This window comes from Sneathiella chungangensis, assembly GCF_009882935.1.
Taxonomy (GTDB): Bacteria; Pseudomonadota; Alphaproteobacteria; order Sneathiellales; family Sneathiellaceae; genus Sneathiella; species Sneathiella chungangensis.
In genome coordinates this window covers 28,066-46,011 of sequence record NZ_WTVA01000002.1, presented here as the reverse complement: position 1 = coordinate 46,011, position 17,946 = coordinate 28,066, and the positions used below count along the sequence as shown (strand labels likewise).

The following is a 17,946-nucleotide window of genomic DNA, read 5'->3' as shown; positions in this document are numbered from 1 at the left end:
CTTCACTCACCAACATTCGCTAATCACCAGCGATATGCTGGCGTGAATAGTCCGATAGTTGCGCCGGCCTCCATTCCGTCGCCAAGCCATTCGTCGGCCGAAAGATCTTGATTTTCAACGGATAGCATTTGGCGGCATCACTGGAATGACCGGAGCTGCAATCGCCACCAGGGCAGGTGGAAAGCGCCCCCAGCAGATCGATTTCGGCGAAGAATTCAAGAAAATCCCCCGGACGCACCGGACTTGCCTTCATGAAATACTGGTGGCTGTCCCGGGTGAAGCCCGTGCACATAAACACATTCAGCACATCATGCACGAGCGGTTCTGCCTCGTCGAACGACATTCCCCGCTCCCTGGCAAGCGCCCGTATAAGGTTTGAATGGCAGCAATAATGGTATTCATCGCCACTTAGCAGCTTGTTGGTATAGGGATCGCAACGTGTTCCAATCACATCATGAATTCCCCCGCCGTCGTCATCCCATCCGTACCAGTCCAGGGTGTCGTGGGTGATGGTTGCCATTGGCCGCATATAGGGCAGATTGCTCCACAACCGGTCACCGACACCGACATGGGTGCCGTGAAGCGCGCGTGTCTTGCCACTGAAAAATCGTTCGTTCAGATCCGCGGCATTCCAGAGATTAAGATCACCGACCTGCGGCCCTTCCATACTCACGATCCGGAAAAAATGCCCGGCTGGAACAAGAAACGCCTCCGCGTCGCGCGGGGCGACGACAACCTCCTCGACCGGCTCCAGATTGGCGCGCGCCTCCGCATAGATATGCGTTTCAGCATGCGGAAGGGTTTCAGTCGGATACACGATCACAGGCTTTACTGACCTGCGATGGCCCGCATCGGCGGGCGCCGGATTTTGCGGTGAATGTTTCATGGGCGCACCTCATCACAATGGGGTTTTATCCTACGATGGGTCATCATAGGGGACAAGATGCAATGGCCGCGCATTTACTTTACCAGCCGCCGCCACCGCCGCCACCGCCACCACCGCCGGAAGACCCGCCGCCCGAAGAACCGCTTGAACTTCCCGGCGCGGTCGAGGCGGAAGATATGGCGCTTGTAAAGCCTCGCCCAAGAGAGGTTGAAAAGCCTGCAAGGTTCGAGGAATTAAAATGCCGGCCGTTATACCAGCTCGGCCGGTAACTTCCGCGCTGCCAGGGGCCTTCATGGGCATTGGCGAACGCATTGGAGAATTGGTCCGCCCAGGCATTTTCGACATCAAGGGCAATTGCGAACGGCAAATACCGTTCAAACAACTCTGGTGTCCGTTCGGGAGAGTTGAAAAAATTCATCCGGTCTTTTTCGGTAACGCTCAGGAAATCCGCGAAACCGGCAAATTTGTCCATCATCTTACGACCAAGCAGCGTCGGCGCCTTCAGCAGATGGTAAAAAACAAGATTGATCACCTGCAACAACAGGAATAGCACGGCCGCCGCCGGCGACGCCGCATCGATAAAGAAGATCAGCCCGGCGATCTCACCGCCAAGGAACGGAATGGCCATGATGGTAAGAAGGATTGCACCGATACCCGACAAGGCATTGCGGCCTGAAAGGAAATCCATCCAGGCCCGGTAACCACGGCGGAGCATAAAATACACACCAGCGGTCCAGCCGGTAAGCCAGACGGAAATAAACAATGCTGCGGCCTGATCTCGCGCCGAGAGGAGCATCAGTCCGACCACAATCAACGAAATCACAACGCCCGGAATGAAGTAGATCCTATTCGTACTAAAATAGGTTTTCTCATATTCGGTGCGCAGCCATTCCTTTAGATTATCTCTGGCTTTTTGGATAGTCGCATGGTTTTTCTGCTTGAGCTCGATTTGATCATTCGCGCCCTTCAGTAGCCAGCTCGCGGCGGCTTTCTCGCCGAGCGACAGTGGAACTTTCTTGCCTGTCCGTTTCAGTATGTAATTTCCGGAATCGTCTTCGCGTATCGTCAAATACCCTTTTACGGCCATGCTGATGATCGCGGCTGAGAAGACCTTATTGTCAAAGCCCATCTCGCGGATATATCGCATCGCCGCCGGTGAATATCCCTCCGGTGGTTCGTATAACGGGACAATTGTGCCTGCGGCCGGGTCACGTCCTACCCGCCACCAGACTAAAAAGTAATAAAGAGCAAGGATAGCCAATCCCCCGGTTCCGATGAGTAGAATCTGGTTATCCGCGAGCAGATACCCGATTTCTTCCATTTCAGAAGGTTGGGTAATATATCCACTTGGAAAAGCCACCGCTATCGTCAGCCCCTGATAGGGTTCCAGTGGCCGGGTTGTGAAGAACTCCATGCCATCGGTAAAATCACGGGTCGCGAATGCGGTTCCTTTATCGCCCTGAAATCCGGTGTAACCACTATATTTCAGGACCGGCGCGCCCTCCGGCAGATGCACACGCGCACTTGCCTTCACAATTTCGAATGACCAGCCGTTTCCGGTGACGTTCCAGTAAATTTCGTCATAACCGTCAAAAAAGCCGATCTGACGAGTCGTCCTATAGGTAATGCCGTAGGTATGCTGTCCGTCCAGAATAAAGACGTCCTTATCGCCAATATAGATACGAATACCGTTGGATCGACGTTCTGTATGATAGGGTTCCGGCTGGCCGTCACGGGTAATTTTCTCGATCTTGAGGCCGACGCGGAACTGATTGCCGTTATCGTCCGTGTAATCGGTCGGAATATCGCGGAAAATACCGCGCCTGATCTCCCGTCCCTCGCTTATGACAGTAATCTTTTCGCGCACGGTCAGCGACGCGTCCGGATTGACCCATATGTTGCTCTCGAAATTCCTGATGATTTCCTGTGCCGTCGCCTGCCCGGCAAAGACAAGCCCCGTGAGCAGGAGCAGGGCGGCAACAGAAATTTTCCTCAACGACAACATACCGCGAGATCAGTCGAAGCTGACTTGGACCGGTTTACGGGCGGCATCTTCATCTTCGGCCAGTTCGAAAAACTCCGCCTTTATGAAGTTGAAGGCATTGGCGACCAAATTGCTCGGAAACTGATCGATCTTGATATTGTTGTCGCGGACAACGCCGTTGTAGTAGCGCCTCGCGGACTGGATTTTATTCTCAACGTCGGCGAGTTGCCCTTGCAGGCTCATAAAATTCTCATTGGCCTTGAGTTCGGGATAGTTCTCGGCAAGTGCAAACAGAGATTTCAGCGCGCCGGCGAGCATATTCTCGGACTGCGCCTGTTCCGCCGGGGATCCATGATTGGCCATTGCGCTGTTGCGGGCCTGAACCACGGCCTCGAAAGTTCCGGCCTCATGCTTGGCATACCCTTTGACGGTCTCCACGAGATTGGGAATGAGATCATAACGGAGCTTCATCTGCACTTCGATCCCGCTCCAGGATTCCTTTATCCGCTCGCGCAGACTGACGAAGCCGTTATACGTCACGATGACATAAAGGGCGATAGCGACTATCAAGCCGATGACAATTAACAGGGCAATCATATCACGTTACTCCTCGGGCGGGCGCTTACACGACAGTAACCGGCGCGAGGGCAAGTTTACGGCCTAAATCCTTAACGTCAAATGTAGATATCCTTGAGGTTGTAGTTTTTCAGGAGCATTTCCCGGTTTTCCTCGCCCCATCGGTTCGCGTTTTCCTCGCCTCGCAAGGGAAGATAATCGTATCTCGGTTCGTCCGGATAGCGTTGCTGACGGGCATCGATCCCGAGTGCGATGATCCGGCTGCGCGCATGGATACGGTCCGCGTCATAGACTTCTTCGCGGCCGTCAAGCTGGCTCGTCGCAACATTGAGAACGCGTTTTCGCGGAAAGAATCCGGCATTTATCGTCACCCTTCTGTCTGGTGAGGAATTGGCGAATGACCCGTGAACCAGTTGACGGTTGACGGCGAAGACATCCCCCGCCCCGCAGACGAGTGGCACAGCGTCCTTGAGCTGTTCGGAACCGCTTTCGTGAACCAGCGCAGGAATATCGGCCTTGCCGGTCTTGTGACTGCCGGGCAATACCCAGACGCAATTGGCGGGAGTGCTTGGATAAAGCTGCGTCATGAAATTGAAGCCATGCGCGTTTTCATCCCAATCCGGCGCATCCCAATGGGTGGTGCCATCCTGGTGCCAGGCAACCGACGGTCCAAGACCGGGCTCCTTGATGAAGGTCACTTCATTATAGGGGACGAAATCAGCGCCATTAATAGCTTCCGCTACTGCCAGCAACCCCGGATGCCCATAAAGACGCAGACAGGAATCCATGAGATGCAAATTGCCAGTCAGCAATTCGATCGTCCAGTTTGGCGCGTCCCCCTCCGGCGTCGGGTCGAGCATTTTTACCGGATGACGTCCTTTGTTTTTTGTCGTCCCTCCGAGAGGATCGCTGAGCGGTTTCGCGAACCGGTAAGGCGACCGCACAAATTCCGGCCCCATTGCAGGTCGCCCCTCCGCGTCGATGTCGGAATCCGGGGTTACCGGAGCCCGGGAAAGAACATAATCCACATCGCTGCGAAGATCCTCCAACTCCTCGCCGCTTACCACATTCTCGAACACGTAAAACCCGTGCGCGCGATATGCCGCGAGAATATCGTCCGCAAGTTTACCGTCCGGTCCCATCCGGATGGGGCCGCGATTTCCAAGCGCATAGGCCCGGGCTTCGCCTTCGCGGATATAACCCGCCATTGATTTGGCATGTTCGGCGGCAGAAAGGTGATGTATGGCAATTTCTTCGTTCATTTTTATACCCACAAGATTCTATTGTGCCGGCCTAACGCAGCTGCTCCACGAGCGCGATGACGTTCCGCGCCTGCTTCAAATGCGGCATGTCCAGCATTTTCCCATCGAGTCCGATCGTTCCCACGCCGGGATTTTTCTCGAAAATGTCAACCACGCGCCTGGCAAAGGCAATTTCGTCCTCACTCGGCGTAAAAGCGCGGTTGATCACCTCAACCTGCGCCGGGTGAATGGCGACTTTACCGATAAACCCCGAACGCCGATCCCGGAGACATTCCTTTTCGAGACCTTCCAGATCCCGGAAATCGACATAGACCACCCCGACCGCCTGAACGTCTATGGCGCGGGCCGTCGCAAGGCACAGGGACCGGGCGAGGAGGAATGGATCGTCATAATCCCCTGTGACCGGATGCCTGTTGGTTGATGCTCCGAGCGCGGCAGCCAAATCCTCCCCGCCCCAGGTGAGGCCGACAAGGCGGTCTGATACGTCCTTGAGATAGCTGTCGAACGTGAGGAGCGAAGCGGCCGTCTCCGTCGCGACGCTGAGGATCTTAGTCGATCCCTGCGCCAACCCTTCCCGCGCCTCCAGCGCAAGCAGAAAATCCGATAGGCGGTTCACCTCGGCGGCCGAATAGACTTTGGGCAGGATAATTCCGTCTGGCGCGCCCGGTATAACCGCAGCAAGATCGGGAAGCGCCAGTTCCGTATCGAGCGGATTGATCCGCACCCAGAGTTGCTGCGCGGAGCGATCGGGGTTCGCCGCAAGGAATTCCGCCACCATTTTCCGGGCGATTTCCTGCCTGTCGTCAGCAACGGAATCCTCAAGATCAAGAAGCAGGGCATCCGCGCCGTTACCGCGCGCCTTTTCCATTTTCTTTTCGCTGTCTCCGGGAACGAACAGCCAGGACCGCAGCAGCTTCATGGGCGTTTCCTCATCAGGCCGGTGCGGACGCAATAGGCGATTTCCTGGTCCCGCTGGTTATAGCCGATATGCTCGAACACGACCAAACCGGCGTCGGGTCGGGACTTGCTTTCGCGCATCTCCTTGATCCGGGTTACGACCCGGATGGTATCGCCATGAAAAACCGGATTAGCGAAGCGGATGTCGGTCATTCCGAGATTGCCGAGCGTGGTGCCAAGCGTCGTCTCCCCAACCGTAACGCCGATGACGAGGCCAAGCGTGAACAGGCTGTTGACGATCCGCTGCCCGTATTCCGTCTGTTTCGAAAACTCTTCGTCGAGATGCAGCGGCTGCGGGTTATGGGTCATGGCGCAGTACATGACATTATCCATTTCCGTCACCGTTCGCCTCAGAGCATGATCGAACTCCATTCCCACCTCAAACTCTTCGTAATAAAGACCCGACATTACAAATCTACCTCTTCTTTGGTTTTAATTAAGTGTTACGCCTACCATGCCAGTTGGCGCCATTCGTCGTCTGTTCCCAGTACTGCTTTTTCCGCATCATAGGAAAAAAGCCAGCGCTGACCGATGGGAAAGCCATCCCGATCTTCCTTTTGATGGCGGGCGAAACGGGCGTTGCGCCGCGCGATCTCATCGGGGTCCGTCATATGAAAGAGATGCTCCGCCGCACGAGATTGCAGGAGTACACGGTTTGCCCGGTCCAGGCGTAATCCTTCATATTTCTTGAGGGCGCCGGCGATGTCGTTCTGTGACATCTCCAGGCAGCGGCCGAGCACCCAGGCATCTTCGATGCTCTGTCCGGCCCCCTGCGCATGATAGGGCATCATCGCATGCGCCGCGTCGCCCATCAGCGCAACCCTGTCCGTCACCCATCGGTCAAGCGGTTCACGATCGATCATGTTCGTCATGAAGAGGCTTTCCGTGCCCGCAATAAGCTCCCGGATCTGTTCATGCCATCCGTCATATTCCTTGAGTGCCGCATCCCGCGACCCCGTTTGCGACCAGGATTCCTTTGCATTGTCATTATAGGGCCCAATTCCGACCCAGTTGAAAAGATCGCCGCCACAAACATAGTAGAGCACCGCAGACCGGTGCGGTCCCATCCAGACATAGGAATTCTGCTCAAACCCCAAATCGCGGGCGACGTCCACCGGCACGAGCCCGCGCCAGGCAACACAGCCGGAAGGCCGCGGTTTTTCGGGAGTGAAAAAGGTCTCACGAACCAGAGAGTGAAGCCCGTCCGAGCCAATCAGAACATCCCCCTTCTCAACCGTTCCGTCGCTCAAGTGGACTTCAATACCGTCGGCATTTTCCTTGACGGCAACTACTTTGCTGTTCAGGCGGATATTTTCAGGTTCCATGGCTTTCACCATGATATCGAGAAGGTCCGCCCGATGGACATGATAGTAGGGCGCGCCGAAAAATTCCTCGACTTTTGGCATCAGCGGCGTCTTGAGATATACCTCCCCGCTTTTATAATCCTTGAAAAGATGTGCCTGCGGCGGAACGCCGATACGCGAAAGCTCGTCCTTCAAACCAAGATACTCAAGGACCCGGATGCTGTTCGGACTCTGTTGCAACCCGGCGCCGACCTCGGATAATTTTGCGGCCTGCTCCAGTATCAAATGGGAAATACCCGCCCGCTGCAACGTGAGCGAAAGAGCCGCCCCTGCTATGCCGCAGCCAATCATCAAGACACGCATGTTATCCTCCCTCCGGATTTGCTCCGTGTTATTCTTTGGAAGCGCTTGAACACAAGCCTTGCAGACTTGATCAAAAACAACAAGAGAAAAGCCGCAGAGCGGTAATGTAATGTATGAAAATTTAGTGTCTGCTGACCGGATAATCCGTTACACTTCGCGCATGGGGTTCGGGGGGCTTCAATGAAGGAAAAAGAATTACGACTCGCCCTTGTATGTTACGGCGGTGCGTCTCTGGCCATCTATATGCATGGCATTACCAAGGAAATCCTGAAGCTCCTGCGCGCCTCCGCCGCCTATCACGCCATTCCCTCCAACAGTGAGAGACAAACGAAGAACTACGGGGACATCGCGCCCGAACGCGGTGATGATGTGGACAGTGAGGAAATCTACTTCGACTTGTTCAAGATGATCGGGGAGCATATGGACCTGCGGGTCATCGTCGATATCATGGCGGGCGCCTCCGCCGGGGGAATTAATGGCGTCACGCTCTCGCGCGCGATTGCTCACGACCTCGATCTCGAGCCGGTCACCCGGGCCTGGCTGGATGAGGCGGATGTGGAATTTCTGATGAGCGATGAGGTCAGGGCCGGCACATGGTCGAAAGCCGTGCTCGTACCCTTCATCAATACCTTCTCCCGGCTGAAACTGGACGAGGTCGCGCCCGATCCCGAGATGCGGCGGAAAATCTCGATGTTCCTGCGCTCTCGCTGGTTCAAGCCACCGTTCGACGGGCCTATTGTCTCGGACATGTTTTTCCGTTCGATCGACAAAATGGACGGCGGAAAGACACCCACGCGAAGCCTGATTCCGGCAGGTCAGCATCTGCACCTATTTGTGACCGTAACGGACTTTTATGGTCACCAGCAGGCAATGCGGCTTCATGATCCCGCCATCGTCAGTGAGCGCGAACACCGACTTCTCCTGAAATATGACTACGTCAGCGCGTCGACCGGCATGGTCAGTGAGTTTGATCGGGATCATCTTCCTGGTCTCATTTTCGCTGCCCGCGCCACATCCTCCTACCCGGGGGCATTTCCGCCGGCGACGCTTACCGAACTTGACGCCCTTCTCTCGTCCAAAAATCGCTCCTGGCCCGCCAGAACAAGCTTTATCAAGAAGAATTTCGCGGCCTATCTGCAGCAGGACATAAATCCGGAAACCGCCCATTTCATTGATGGCGGCGTCCTCGACAACAAGCCGTTTTCGGCGGCGATCGGCGCCATCAAGCAACAGGTAGCGTTTCGCGATATCGATCGCCGCCTGATCTATATCGACCCGAACCCGGATGAGGAACAGCAACCGGCCAACCGGGAAATGCCGAAATTCCTGATTACACTGCTCGGCTCCCTCTCCACACTACCGCGCAATCAGCCAATCCGCGACGATCTCGCCTTTATCGGCAGCTATAATGAAAGGATACGGCGGGTAAAGCTGATGATGGAATCTGCCCGCCCGCGCATTGACTCCGCGATTGCCGCCATCGCCGAAGAAGCAGCCGACGAAGGCCCCGAGGCGGTAAGACATGCGCGAAAAAGGGCCCATCGATCGGTTGCCTCCGAGGTGGGGCTTTTCTACGAAGGCTATCTTGACCTCAAGATCGAGGCGACGCTCGACTATGTGTTCGAGCTTGTCTGCAGCGCGCTTGACATCGCCGCGGAAAGCCGCCGGTCGCATCAGTTGAAAGAGAGGTTTCGCAACTGGGCCGACAACAAGAAAATAACTCGGCGGGAAATTCAGGGACCGGCGCCCGAAGGCAGCAGCCCCGCCTGGCTCAAATTTCTAGATCATTTTGACCTTGGGTTTCGTGACCGACGCATCCGCTTCGTTATTCGCAGCCTCAACGAACTATATGCCCGGCTGGAAAGCGACTTCAAGGATGTGAGTGCCGCGGACCTTAACATCGTAAAGCGGAGCCTGTACGAAATTCTCGATACTTTGCAGCCCTTTAACGACGGAAGCTTTATGGATACGGAGCTTCGGGGGAAAATTCGCGAATCCGCAAGATCTCTGTTCTCGGCGGAAGAAGAAGAATGCTTTGGCGCCTTCGACAACATAGTGGAATGGTTGAACGGCCAGATGAGTTTGGGACAAACCTGCGTCGCCGTCGAGGATCTGCTGTGCAGCAATCGGGGGGCCGCGGCAGACCGAACGATCCGGCGCGCGCTTCTACATTCGTATATCGGCTACGCCTATTGGGACGTTCTGACTTTCTCGATCACCAACTGGCGCAATATAGGTGAATTCGATGAAATCCGTATCGACCGGATCAGCCCGCTGGATGCGACGGGGCTACGGGGCGGCGGAAAGCATGTGACGCTGAAAGGGCTTGCCTTCGAAGGCTTTGCAGGTTTCTTCAGCCGCCTTATCCGGGAAAACGATTATCTCTGGGGGCGGCTTCATGGCGCCGAGCGACTGATAGATATTGTCTGTTCCGCGATTCCCAAGGACAACCGAAACGCCTGCCATGATAAAATTGACGAATTGAAAACCAGAATTTTCCGGTCGATTATTGACTCTGAAAAGAACAAACTGTCGATCCCCGACGAATTCACGCGCCTTGCAGAAGAACTGTCGCGGCGAGAGTCCGGTAAAAAATGACAGCGCAACAATTTGCCGCCCGCAGTACCTAATAGGATTTTGGCAGGTCGAGCGCCCGTTCCGCGAGGTAGCTGAGGATAAGCTGCGGGCTGATCGGCGCCAGACGATGGATCAGGGATTCGCGCAAATATCGTTCCACATGAAATTCCTTGGCATATCCCATGCCGCCATGAGTCATAACGGCATTGGTGCAGGCCTTGAAAGCCGCCTCTGCCGCCAGATATTTTGCCCCATTGGCTTCAAGACCACATTCCTTGCCGGCATCATATAGGCCTGCCGCCCGGAAGGCCATGAGATTGGCCGCTTCAAGCTCCGCCCAGGATTGCGCCAACGGATGCTGGATCGACTGGTTCATCCCGATCGGCCGACCGAACACCACGCGCTCCCGCGCATAGTTGGCCGCGCGGTTGAGCGCGCAACGTCCAAGACCGACCATCGACGCCGAGATCAGGATCCTTTCCGCATTCAGACCATGCAGAAGATACCGGAAGCCCTTCCCTTCCTCCCCGATGAGATCTTCTTTCGGGACGGGAAGGCCATCTATGAAAAGCTGGTTTGAATCGACACATTTCCGACCCATCTTGTCAATCGGCCTGATTTCCACATAGTCGCGGTTTAGATCCGTATAAAAAAGGGATAATCCGTCAATCGGCCGCTCGGTTTCTTCCTCGCTTTTGGTTCGTGCAATCAGCAGCATCTTATTCGACTGCAGCGCGGTCGATGTCCAGATTTTTTCGCCCTTGATGATATAGCCATCGCCGTCGCGGATCGCTCGTGTTTTCAGGCGCGTGGTGTCAAGCCCAGTATTCGGTTCCGTCACCGCAAAACAGGCGATGTCCTCCCGTTTGATGATCGGCGGCAGCCATCGCTTTTTCTGTTCCTCCGTTCCGAACACCACGACCGGGTTAAGGCCGAAAATCCCGATGGCGATGGCGGCAAAACCGGCATTGGCGGCGCCAGATTCGGTTATCGCCTGGACCATGACAGCGGCATCCGAGATACCGAGCCCGCCGCCGCCATACTCCTCGGGCATGGCAATGCCCATCCAACCCTCATCAGCGATCGCCCTGCAGAATTCCTCGGGAAATTCACCATCCCGATCCCTCGCCAGCCAGTAGTTGTCGTCAAACTTGCGGCACAGCCGACTAACGCTGTCCTTGATTTGCTGTTGTTCGGGTGTGAAGTCGACGCTCATTTCCGTCCTCCCGGCGTTATCCGCCTTTTATTGTTGAGCTTAACCAACCCCGCAATCATGGGGGTCAATCCGGATATTGTCGGACCAATCGAGGAAATTATCAATGACAATGAACGGTCGGAGGATTTGGCCGGCACCGCGGGTCGCGGTTTACTCAGGCAAACCGGCTTTGACAAGCGCCTCGCGATGATGATCCGCATCCGCGTCATGCTTGTAATGCAGGGTATCCATATAGCTCGTGATCGTAAAATCAGGATTAAGCCGCATGACCTCGTTCGCATATCCCTTGGCCGCCACCATATCGCCAAGATAGGCATAGTTCGCCGCCATAAAGGCGTGGTGAGTATGATCAGGCGTCGAGAGCTGACGGAAGGAATTGAGCGAGTCCTCGTAATGATGTCCGATGAACTGCGCCCGACCGAGATGATTCCAAAACCGTTCCGGGAAGTACGGATTAAGCCGCATCGCCTTCTTTATCCATTTCACGCCTTCATCCGGCTGGCCCGTCCAGGAGAGCATTTCCCCCATCTGCACGACAATCAGGTCGTCATTGGGATTAAGAGATACGGCCCGGTTCTGGTGATATACCGCCTTGTCAAACTCATTCTGTATGAGATTGGCGGCAGCGAGAATGCGGTGCACGTCGCTGTCTTCGTCGTCCAGCGCCCGCGCCTTTTCGAGCTCCGACTGAATTTCAAGCATAGTTGCATCGCTATCCTCATACCAGTTCTGCGCCCATCCCTGCCCCAGAACGCACGCCCTCCATGCATGGGCATGGGCGTAATTCGGATCGAGTGCGATGGCCCGCCCAAGCATTTCCAGCGCCTGTTTGTTGCTCTCGCGGTTGGATCGGTGATGAAGCCGCTTTCCCGTCAAAAGGCATTCATAGGCAGCAAGATTCTCGGGTCTTTTCCGTTGTGCCCGCTCCTGGGTGGCGGCCTCCATCCGGGATGGAAGCGTCGCCACAATCGCCGACGTTACCTCATCCTGGATGGCGAAAATATCTTCATAATCGCGATCATATTTCTCCGCCCAGATATGCTTGTCCGCAATCGCATCGACCAGCTGCACGGTGATCCGCACACGATTTCCCGCCTTTCGGACGCTCCCCTCCAGCGCATAACGCACGCCCAGCTCCTGGGCAACCGTCTGGACGCTGACGTTTTTTCCCTTATAGGCAAAGGAGGATGTCCGTGAGATCACAATCAGGTCCCGAAAGCGGGACAGCTCCGTCAGGATATCCTCCGTCAGGCCATCGGTGAAGAACTCCTGTTCCGGATCGCCGCTCATATTGAGAAGCGGCAGGACGACAATAGAGGGCTTATCGGCTTCCTGCTCAGCAGCTGTTTGTTCGGAAGGGGACCCGCCCGAGCTGTTTATCAGGACACGAAACGCCTGTATCGGCCGCCCGATATTCTTGAGATCCAGCGATCCCATGTCTTCAAATGCGACGTCCAGCTTGTTGCCAAGCTGATCATGGACGCTTCGGGAGATACAGATGCCGCCGGCATCCGACTGAGCTTCGAGCCGAGCAGCTATATTGACACCATCGCCAAAAATATCGCCATCTTCGAATATAATATCACCGAGATTGATGCCGATCCGAAATTCGATCCGCCGGTTTGCCGGGACATCCGAATTGCGTTTCGCCATCCGGCGCTGGATTTCGATAGCCGCCTGCACCGCATCGACGACGGTCGTAAATTCGACCAGCATGCCGTCGCCGGTGGTTTTGATAATGCGGCCATTGTTCTTTTCCAATGCCGGATCGATCAGTTCGAGGCGGTGGGTTTTAAGGCGCGCTAGCGTGCCCTTCTCATCCTCTCCCATCAAGCGGCTATAGCCCACCATGTCAGCCGCAAGTATGGCTGCCAGTTTCTGCGTATTCACAACAGTGTCCATGGAGCTTTCCTTATTTCGCAGGGCGTTGACATCGTCAAACGGTTCTTGGCGCATCTACGACGCCCCCCACAAAACGAATATCCATTATAACGAATATTGCAGGTACTAGGAACCGGAAACTACGTTTCACGCGGTGTTTCCGCGCGCCCTTCTACTTGACGTCGGCATCTATCAGTATGGCGCACAGGAGCGCGGGCTCAGTCCCCTTGTTGACCCATGCATGGTTGGTGCCGCGCTGGACAACGACATCATAGGGTTTGAGATCCCGTTCATCGTCGTCGAGCAACAGGGTCACATTGCCCGACAGGAGGATAATATAATCTATCGTCTCTGTTTTATGCATGGCCGGATGGCGGGATGTATCCGGCTGCTCGTGCGCGGCACCCATGGCCGCGAATCTTTCTTTCACGACCCGCGCATATTCTTCTTCACTAAGAGAGGGATCTGCGGGCGGAACCATAAACCAGCGGAAATTGCTGCCTCCCGGAACCGGTGACAGGGTAACCGGGTGCGCGCCGCGATCTTCAATATTCGTACTGTTAACAGCATGCCCGGCTTCATTCCAGATATCGCGGAGGTTCCCGATACGCCGACTGGGCGGGCCATCCAGGGTGACAATCGATCGACCTTTATCATTGTGGCCGGTGACGATGCGTCTTAGTTCAAATCCGTGATCCATCTCTCATTTACTCCCTGTTATTTTTAGTCGGCGAAAGGTTTAAATTCCCGCCGTTGCATTCAAACTGGCAAAAGAATTGACACATATCAATTATATTATGATCTGCTGATGCGGCATTCGAAGGGAAGGCTGGTAATGGCGACAAGAGAGCCGGGGAATGCCATGTTATGTCACCCGTTTTCCCCCGTCGCGCCCTTTGACGAGGCAATCGAACCTGTCAGGGTCGCTCGCTGAGAAAGTTCGATCCAGTTTCCATCTGGGTCACGGATGAAGCCGTAGCGGACAGTTGCGCCAAGTGTCTTCGGCGCCATGCCGCCACTCCCACCGCGCTGAAGCACCGTCTCATACTCATGATCCGCGTCAAATATCTGTACCGTCAGGTATCTGTAACCTTGTGCAAACTGGACGGCGTCGCCGCTTGCATCGGAATCGTGAAAGGCCAAAATCACGCTATCGTCGCAGGCAAAGACGGGACCGTCTGCGACGGGAACTTTCGGCAACCCGAGAATACGGCCATAGAAATCTTCAAACGCTGCCAGGCTCCGCACACCCATCCGCATGCCAATTCCTCCGACACCGCAATATCCGGGCGGCACCAGCGCCAGCCGGTTGCCATCGGGATCGACAAGTGTTTGGGGAACGGAAACTTCCTCCCGCGCGATAAGAAGTTCGCGGTAACCGCTGGGTGGGGCGGCCGGCAAGGGATTGCGGGAGTCATTGATCTTAAGAATGGGGCCAGCCGGTCCGTCGCCAAGAAAATGCCGCAACTGATGCACGCCCCCGCCGAGCTTGCCAAGATGGTCGAATGCGAGGCCAACTTTTCCCTGCCAGAAAGCCAACATCTTTTCCCGGTTATTGGTGAAAAGACCGATATCCAGATGTGATTTCGCAAGTTCCATGGTTGGCTCCAATTTTTTATATGAGGTATAGTCGTATTTTATCTCATGGAATGGCGCCCGTAATGCATATTATTTCCTGGATAACCGACCCGTCGACGGCAACTGCGGCAGTGGCCGCCTTTCTGGCCTCAATCGTCGAATTCGTCGAAGCACTGACAATCGTTCTAGCCGTCGGCACGGTTCGCGGATGGCGGCCGGCGCTGATCGGCGCCGCTGCGGGCGGGATACTCCTCTGCATACTGGTGATCGTGGCCGGCCCGTTATTGGCAAGATTACCCCTTGGCTGGCTTCAGCTCATTGTGGGAACCCTGCTGCTGCTGTTCGGCATGCGGTGGCTGCGCAAAGCTGTTTTACGGTCCGCCGGCGTTCTGCCCCTTCACGATGAAACAAAAATATTCGCAAATGAAACGAAGCATATGCAATTGGACAAGGCAGCGACAGGGAATTGGGATCCCATTGCGCTGGTAACCAGTTTCAAGGCGGTACTCCTTGAAGGGCTGGAGGTTATTTTCATCGTCATAGCGGTCGGCGCGACCGGCGAGGCGCTTGTTCCCGCGGCGGCGGGCGCAGGGGCGGCCCTTTTTCTGGTTATCGTTGCCGGCATAGCGATCCATAAACCGCTGGCGCAGGTGCCGGAAAATGCTCTCAAGCTTTTTGTGGGGATTCTTTTGTCCGGCTTCGGCGTGTTCTGGATTGGCGAAGGGGCGGGTCTTTCCTGGCCGGGGGAGGACCTGTCGATTATAGGACTGATCGCCGGCTTTGCGGTCGCGGCCTGGGCGGCTGTTCAAATTGCCCGAAGCGTGGAAAAAACAGGAGATGTCGCATGACCTGGTTGAAATCTGCCGCGGCTGAATTGTTCTCCCTGTTCGTCGACGATGTCTGGTTTTCGATCGCGCTACTGGGTTGGATCGCCATTGATATTCTAGAGATCCCGAGCCTCATTGGTGATCCGGCATGGCCCGCCCCCCTGTTGTTTGTCGGATGCGCCGTCATTCTGCTTGTAAGCAGTTGGCGCGCCGCCAGACGCAGAGGGAAGCCCTGATCTGCCGTCGCACTCGTCTCGCAAATTCAAGGAAGCGCCAATATAAAGGGTAACATCTCGATGAAGGATAACAGCAATACAACCCACGACGCGGAAGATGATCCGCGCAACAAAGACATCAAAATCTACATAAATGGCGAGATCGTTCCCCGAAACGAAGCCAGAGTTTCCGTATATGACTCAGGCTTTATGCTGGGTGACGGCATGTGGGAGGGGATGCGCCTTTATAACTGCAAATGGGCCTTCTTCGATGAACATATGGACCGTCTTTTCGATAGCTGCAAAGCCGTGTCGATTGATATCGGCATGGATCGCGCCGGCATTCTGGATGCCTTGACCAGAACCGCCGCCGCAAACGACATGACACACGATGTGCATTGCCGTCTGATGATCACGCGCGGCGTGAAGGTCAAACCGTTTCAGCACCCTGCCCTGTCGCAATCGGGTCCGACGATTGTTATCATCATGGAGCATTCGAAACCCGCGACACATCTTCAGGCTAAGGGGATTTCACTTGCCACAGTGCCGCAGGTACGCGGTCTCCCCATGTCGCAGGATGCAAAATACAATTCCCATTCAAAACTGAACTGCATCATCGCCTGCCTGCAAGCGGAACAGGCCGGCGCGGATGAGGCACTGATGCTCGACCCCCATGGCTTCGTGAACACGACAAACGCCTGTAATTTCTTTATCGTCCGAAAGGGTGAGGTCTGGACCTCAACCGGAGACTACTGCATGAACGGCGTAACCCGGCAAAAAGTCATCGATCTATGTCGCGCCAATAATATTCCGGTATATGAAAAAAATTATTCGTTGGTCGATACCTATGGAGCGAGCGAAGCCTTCCTCACAGGCACCTTTGGGGCCCAGACGCCCGTTTCGCAAATCGACGGAAAGAAAATCGGCGACCATGACGGCATGGGGCCTGTGACCGCACGAATTCGGGAGCTTTATAAAGAGCTTGTTGAAAGGAATACGCAAGGTTAGTTCGCATAAAAAAACCCGGCATTAAAGCCGGGTTTTCTAAGTTCATTATGTACAGGATCAATAGCTGATCGGACCAATCAGCTTCCATCGATCCCCAACAACCTGGGAAAGACGCGCGCTGTTGCGGGCATCCGGGCCCAAATGATCCTCAGCGGAGAAGCTGTAGGGTGCGCCACCAAAGATACTTTGATAATCCTTAATGCTTTCAATCGCTTCCGCAGCTTTCTCCGCGGTCAGGTCAGGGCCGGCTTTTTCGAGGGCCATGATGAAAACATTCATCGCGTCATAGCCAGCAATGGACTGCAGAACAGCATCGTCGCCAAACCGCTTCTTGTAGTCGTCCATCCAGGCCTTCACTTCCGGGGTCGCCTCATCATAGTAAGGGATCGGCGTCTGGCTGGTACCGTAAAGGCCTTCCGTCAGGCCCTTGGCCAGCGAGATATTTTCCGGAACGTAACCGGCAGAGCTGACAACGAAGATGGGATCGTAACCAATTTTCTTCGCGGTCGCCATGCTGCCGATTGTCTCGCCGATAATCGTGCCGAGGCAAACCAGTTCTACGCCTTCAGATTTCAGCTGGGCAATCTGCGAGGAAAAATCCTTTGAGCCACGCTTGAAGTTGGTTTTTATGACTTCCGGAAGGCCCATATCCTTGGCCTGGTTCTCGCATCCGTGCAAAACGTTCTTGCCGAAGTCGTCATCCTGATAAAGGACGCCGATTTTCTTGATCCCCTTGTTTTCGACGAAATATTTGACTGCGGCCTGCATCTGGTCACTATACGGCGTGAAACCACCAAACTTCAGCTTGTGATAGGGCTCATACATTTCATTCGCGGCGGTCACCGGAAAAATATTCATGACGCCCATTTTCAGCGCACGGGGCATGGTCACCATATTGGTGGGAGTCCCGAGAGCCCCGACAAGCGCAAAAACTTTGTCCTTTTTGAGCAGCTTGTCGCCGGCCTGCGCGGCCTTGTTCTGCTGATAAGCAGAATCTTCAACGATGAGTTCAATCATGCGCCCGTTTACGCCACCTTTTTCATTGGCTTCGTCAACGGCCATACGCATTCCGTTGGTCACTGGTACACCCCAGAGCGCGACCGGACCGGAAAGCGGTTGATGCGAACCCAGGACAATCTTGTCATCATAAATGCCCTGATCCGCTGAAGCGATACTCATGGAGCCGGCAAACGCCGCCACCACAGTCGCCGCCGCCGTAAGCGACAGATGTAGAAAACTTCTCCGTTTCATAATTATTCTCCCAATTTTATTCCCTGATAACAACATGATACACTATTTTTCGAATTTCCAG

General features: G+C 55.0%; 16 protein-coding genes. 4 read left to right on the top strand and 12 right to left on the bottom strand.

Annotated features, from left to right (window positions below; all coding sequences use genetic code 11):
• Positions 1–19: 19 nt before the first annotated feature.
• The 7 genes from GQF03_RS05155 to GQF03_RS05125 form a co-directional block, all read right to left on the bottom strand.
• Positions 20–886 (bottom strand): urea carboxylase-associated family protein, encoded by an 867-nt coding sequence (locus GQF03_RS05155; protein WP_161338154.1) that lies wholly within the window; start codon positions 884–886, stop codon positions 20–22.
• 79 nt (positions 887–965) lie between these two features.
• A complete protein-coding gene (locus GQF03_RS05150) occupies positions 966–2,882 on the bottom strand; it encodes a DUF2207 domain-containing protein (protein ID WP_161338153.1) in 1,917 nt (638 codons plus the stop codon).
• An 18-nt stretch (positions 2,883–2,900) separates the two neighbouring features.
• On the bottom strand, positions 2,901–3,467 hold the full coding sequence (locus GQF03_RS05145) for a LemA family protein (RefSeq protein ID WP_161338152.1): 567 nt from the start codon (positions 3,465–3,467) through the stop codon (positions 2,901–2,903).
• 77 nt (positions 3,468–3,544) lie between these two features.
• Complete coding sequence (locus tag GQF03_RS05140) at positions 3,545–4,708, bottom strand: phytanoyl-CoA dioxygenase family protein (protein ID WP_161338151.1); 1,164 nt, start codon at positions 4,706–4,708, stop codon at positions 3,545–3,547.
• 31 nt (positions 4,709–4,739) lie between these two features.
• Complete coding sequence (locus GQF03_RS05135; protein WP_161338150.1) at positions 4,740–5,627, bottom strand: HpcH/HpaI aldolase/citrate lyase family protein; 888 nt, start codon at positions 5,625–5,627, stop codon at positions 4,740–4,742.
• On the bottom strand, positions 5,624–6,073 hold the full coding sequence (locus GQF03_RS05130; RefSeq protein ID WP_161338149.1) for a MaoC family dehydratase: 450 nt from the start codon (positions 6,071–6,073) through the stop codon (positions 5,624–5,626). The genes GQF03_RS05135 and GQF03_RS05130 overlap by 4 nt, the downstream gene beginning before the upstream one ends.
• 41 nt (positions 6,074–6,114) lie before the next feature.
• Positions 6,115–7,332, bottom strand: coding sequence for an FAD-dependent monooxygenase (locus GQF03_RS05125; protein ID WP_161338148.1), 1,218 nt, complete (start codon positions 7,330–7,332; stop codon positions 6,115–6,117).
• Between the two features lie 180 nt (positions 7,333–7,512).
• Between GQF03_RS05125 and GQF03_RS05120 the strand changes: the two genes are divergently transcribed.
• Positions 7,513–9,930 carry a patatin-like protein gene (locus GQF03_RS05120; RefSeq protein ID WP_161338147.1) on the top strand — a complete coding sequence of 806 codons (2,418 nt, stop codon included), beginning with the start codon at positions 7,513–7,515 and terminating at the stop codon, positions 9,928–9,930.
• 28 nt (positions 9,931–9,958) lie between these two features.
• On the opposite strand, the gene GQF03_RS05115 is transcribed toward GQF03_RS05120, so the two are convergent.
• The 4 genes from GQF03_RS05115 to GQF03_RS05100 all read right to left on the bottom strand — a co-directional run bounded on the left by GQF03_RS05115 (position 9,959) and on the right by GQF03_RS05100 (position 14,605).
• On the bottom strand, positions 9,959–11,125 hold the full coding sequence (locus GQF03_RS05115) for an acyl-CoA dehydrogenase family protein (RefSeq protein WP_161338146.1): 1,167 nt from the start codon (positions 11,123–11,125) through the stop codon (positions 9,959–9,961).
• A 150-nt stretch (positions 11,126–11,275) separates the two neighbouring features.
• Positions 11,276–13,027, bottom strand: a complete 1,752-nt coding sequence (locus tag GQF03_RS05110) for an adenylate/guanylate cyclase domain-containing protein (RefSeq protein ID WP_161338490.1) — start codon at positions 13,025–13,027, stop codon at positions 11,276–11,278.
• Positions 13,028–13,178: 151 nt separating this feature from the next.
• Positions 13,179–13,706: a cupin domain-containing protein gene (locus GQF03_RS05105; RefSeq protein WP_161338145.1), complete on the bottom strand. Its 528-nt coding sequence runs from the start codon at positions 13,704–13,706 to the stop codon at positions 13,179–13,181.
• Between the two features lie 170 nt (positions 13,707–13,876).
• Positions 13,877–14,605 (bottom strand): VOC family protein, encoded by a 729-nt coding sequence (locus GQF03_RS05100; RefSeq protein ID WP_161338144.1) that lies wholly within the window; start codon positions 14,603–14,605, stop codon positions 13,877–13,879.
• 62 nt (positions 14,606–14,667) lie between these two features.
• On the opposite strand from GQF03_RS05100, the gene GQF03_RS05095 reads away from it, so the two are divergent.
• Genes GQF03_RS05095 through GQF03_RS05085 form a run of 3 tightly spaced genes read left to right on the top strand, consistent with a single transcriptional unit; the run spans position 14,668 to position 16,634 of the window.
• The gene (locus tag GQF03_RS05095) at positions 14,668–15,432 is read left to right on the top strand and encodes a COG4280 domain-containing protein (RefSeq protein ID WP_206376442.1); all 765 of its coding nucleotides are present in this window, start codon (positions 14,668–14,670) and stop codon (positions 15,430–15,432) included.
• Positions 15,429–15,647: a hypothetical protein gene (locus GQF03_RS05090; protein WP_161338142.1), complete on the top strand. Its 219-nt coding sequence runs from the start codon at positions 15,429–15,431 to the stop codon at positions 15,645–15,647. The genes GQF03_RS05095 and GQF03_RS05090 overlap by 4 nt, the downstream gene beginning before the upstream one ends.
• 60 nt (positions 15,648–15,707) lie before the next feature.
• Positions 15,708–16,634, top strand: coding sequence for an aminotransferase class IV (locus tag GQF03_RS05085; protein ID WP_161338141.1), 927 nt, complete (start codon positions 15,708–15,710; stop codon positions 16,632–16,634).
• Between the two features lie 57 nt (positions 16,635–16,691).
• Here GQF03_RS05085 and GQF03_RS05080 read toward each other — a convergent pair whose 3' ends face one another.
• A complete protein-coding gene (locus GQF03_RS05080) occupies positions 16,692–17,885 on the bottom strand; it encodes an ABC transporter substrate-binding protein (RefSeq protein WP_161338140.1) in 1,194 nt (397 codons plus the stop codon).
• Positions 17,886–17,946: the final 61 nt, after the last annotated feature.

Bases quoted from the DNA above. Each gene is read 5' to 3' on its own strand.
- GQF03_RS05115 (WP_161338146.1), bottom strand. From the start codon at position 11,125: ATGAGCGTCGACTTCACACCCGAACAACAGCAAATCAAGGACAGCGTT.
- GQF03_RS05080 (WP_161338140.1), bottom strand. From the start codon at position 17,885: ATGAAACGGAGAAGTTTTCTACATCTGTCGCTTACGGCGGCGGCGACT.
- GQF03_RS05100 (WP_161338144.1), bottom strand. From the start codon at position 14,605: ATGGAACTTGCGAAATCACATCTGGATATCGGTCTTTTCACCAATAAC.
- GQF03_RS05135 (WP_161338150.1), bottom strand. From the start codon at position 5,627: ATGAAGCTGCTGCGGTCCTGGCTGTTCGTTCCCGGAGACAGCGAAAAG.
- GQF03_RS05095 (WP_206376442.1), top strand. From the start codon at position 14,668: ATGCATATTATTTCCTGGATAACCGACCCGTCGACGGCAACTGCGGCA.
- GQF03_RS05085 (WP_161338141.1), top strand. From the start codon at position 15,708: ATGAAGGATAACAGCAATACAACCCACGACGCGGAAGATGATCCGCGC.
- GQF03_RS05145 (WP_161338152.1), bottom strand. From the start codon at position 3,467: ATGATTGCCCTGTTAATTGTCATCGGCTTGATAGTCGCTATCGCCCTT.
- GQF03_RS05125 (WP_161338148.1), bottom strand. From the start codon at position 7,332: ATGCGTGTCTTGATGATTGGCTGCGGCATAGCAGGGGCGGCTCTTTCG.
- GQF03_RS05155 (WP_161338154.1), bottom strand. From the start codon at position 886: ATGAAACATTCACCGCAAAATCCGGCGCCCGCCGATGCGGGCCATCGC.
- GQF03_RS05130 (WP_161338149.1), bottom strand. From the start codon at position 6,073: ATGTCGGGTCTTTATTACGAAGAGTTTGAGGTGGGAATGGAGTTCGAT.
- GQF03_RS05120 (WP_161338147.1), top strand. From the start codon at position 7,513: ATGAAGGAAAAAGAATTACGACTCGCCCTTGTATGTTACGGCGGTGCG.
- GQF03_RS05140 (WP_161338151.1), bottom strand. From the start codon at position 4,708: ATGAACGAAGAAATTGCCATACATCACCTTTCTGCCGCCGAACATGCC.
- GQF03_RS05090 (WP_161338142.1), top strand. From the start codon at position 15,429: ATGACCTGGTTGAAATCTGCCGCGGCTGAATTGTTCTCCCTGTTCGTC.
- GQF03_RS05110 (WP_161338490.1), bottom strand. From the start codon at position 13,027: ATGGACACTGTTGTGAATACGCAGAAACTGGCAGCCATACTTGCGGCT.
- GQF03_RS05105 (WP_161338145.1), bottom strand. From the start codon at position 13,706: ATGGATCACGGATTTGAACTAAGACGCATCGTCACCGGCCACAATGAT.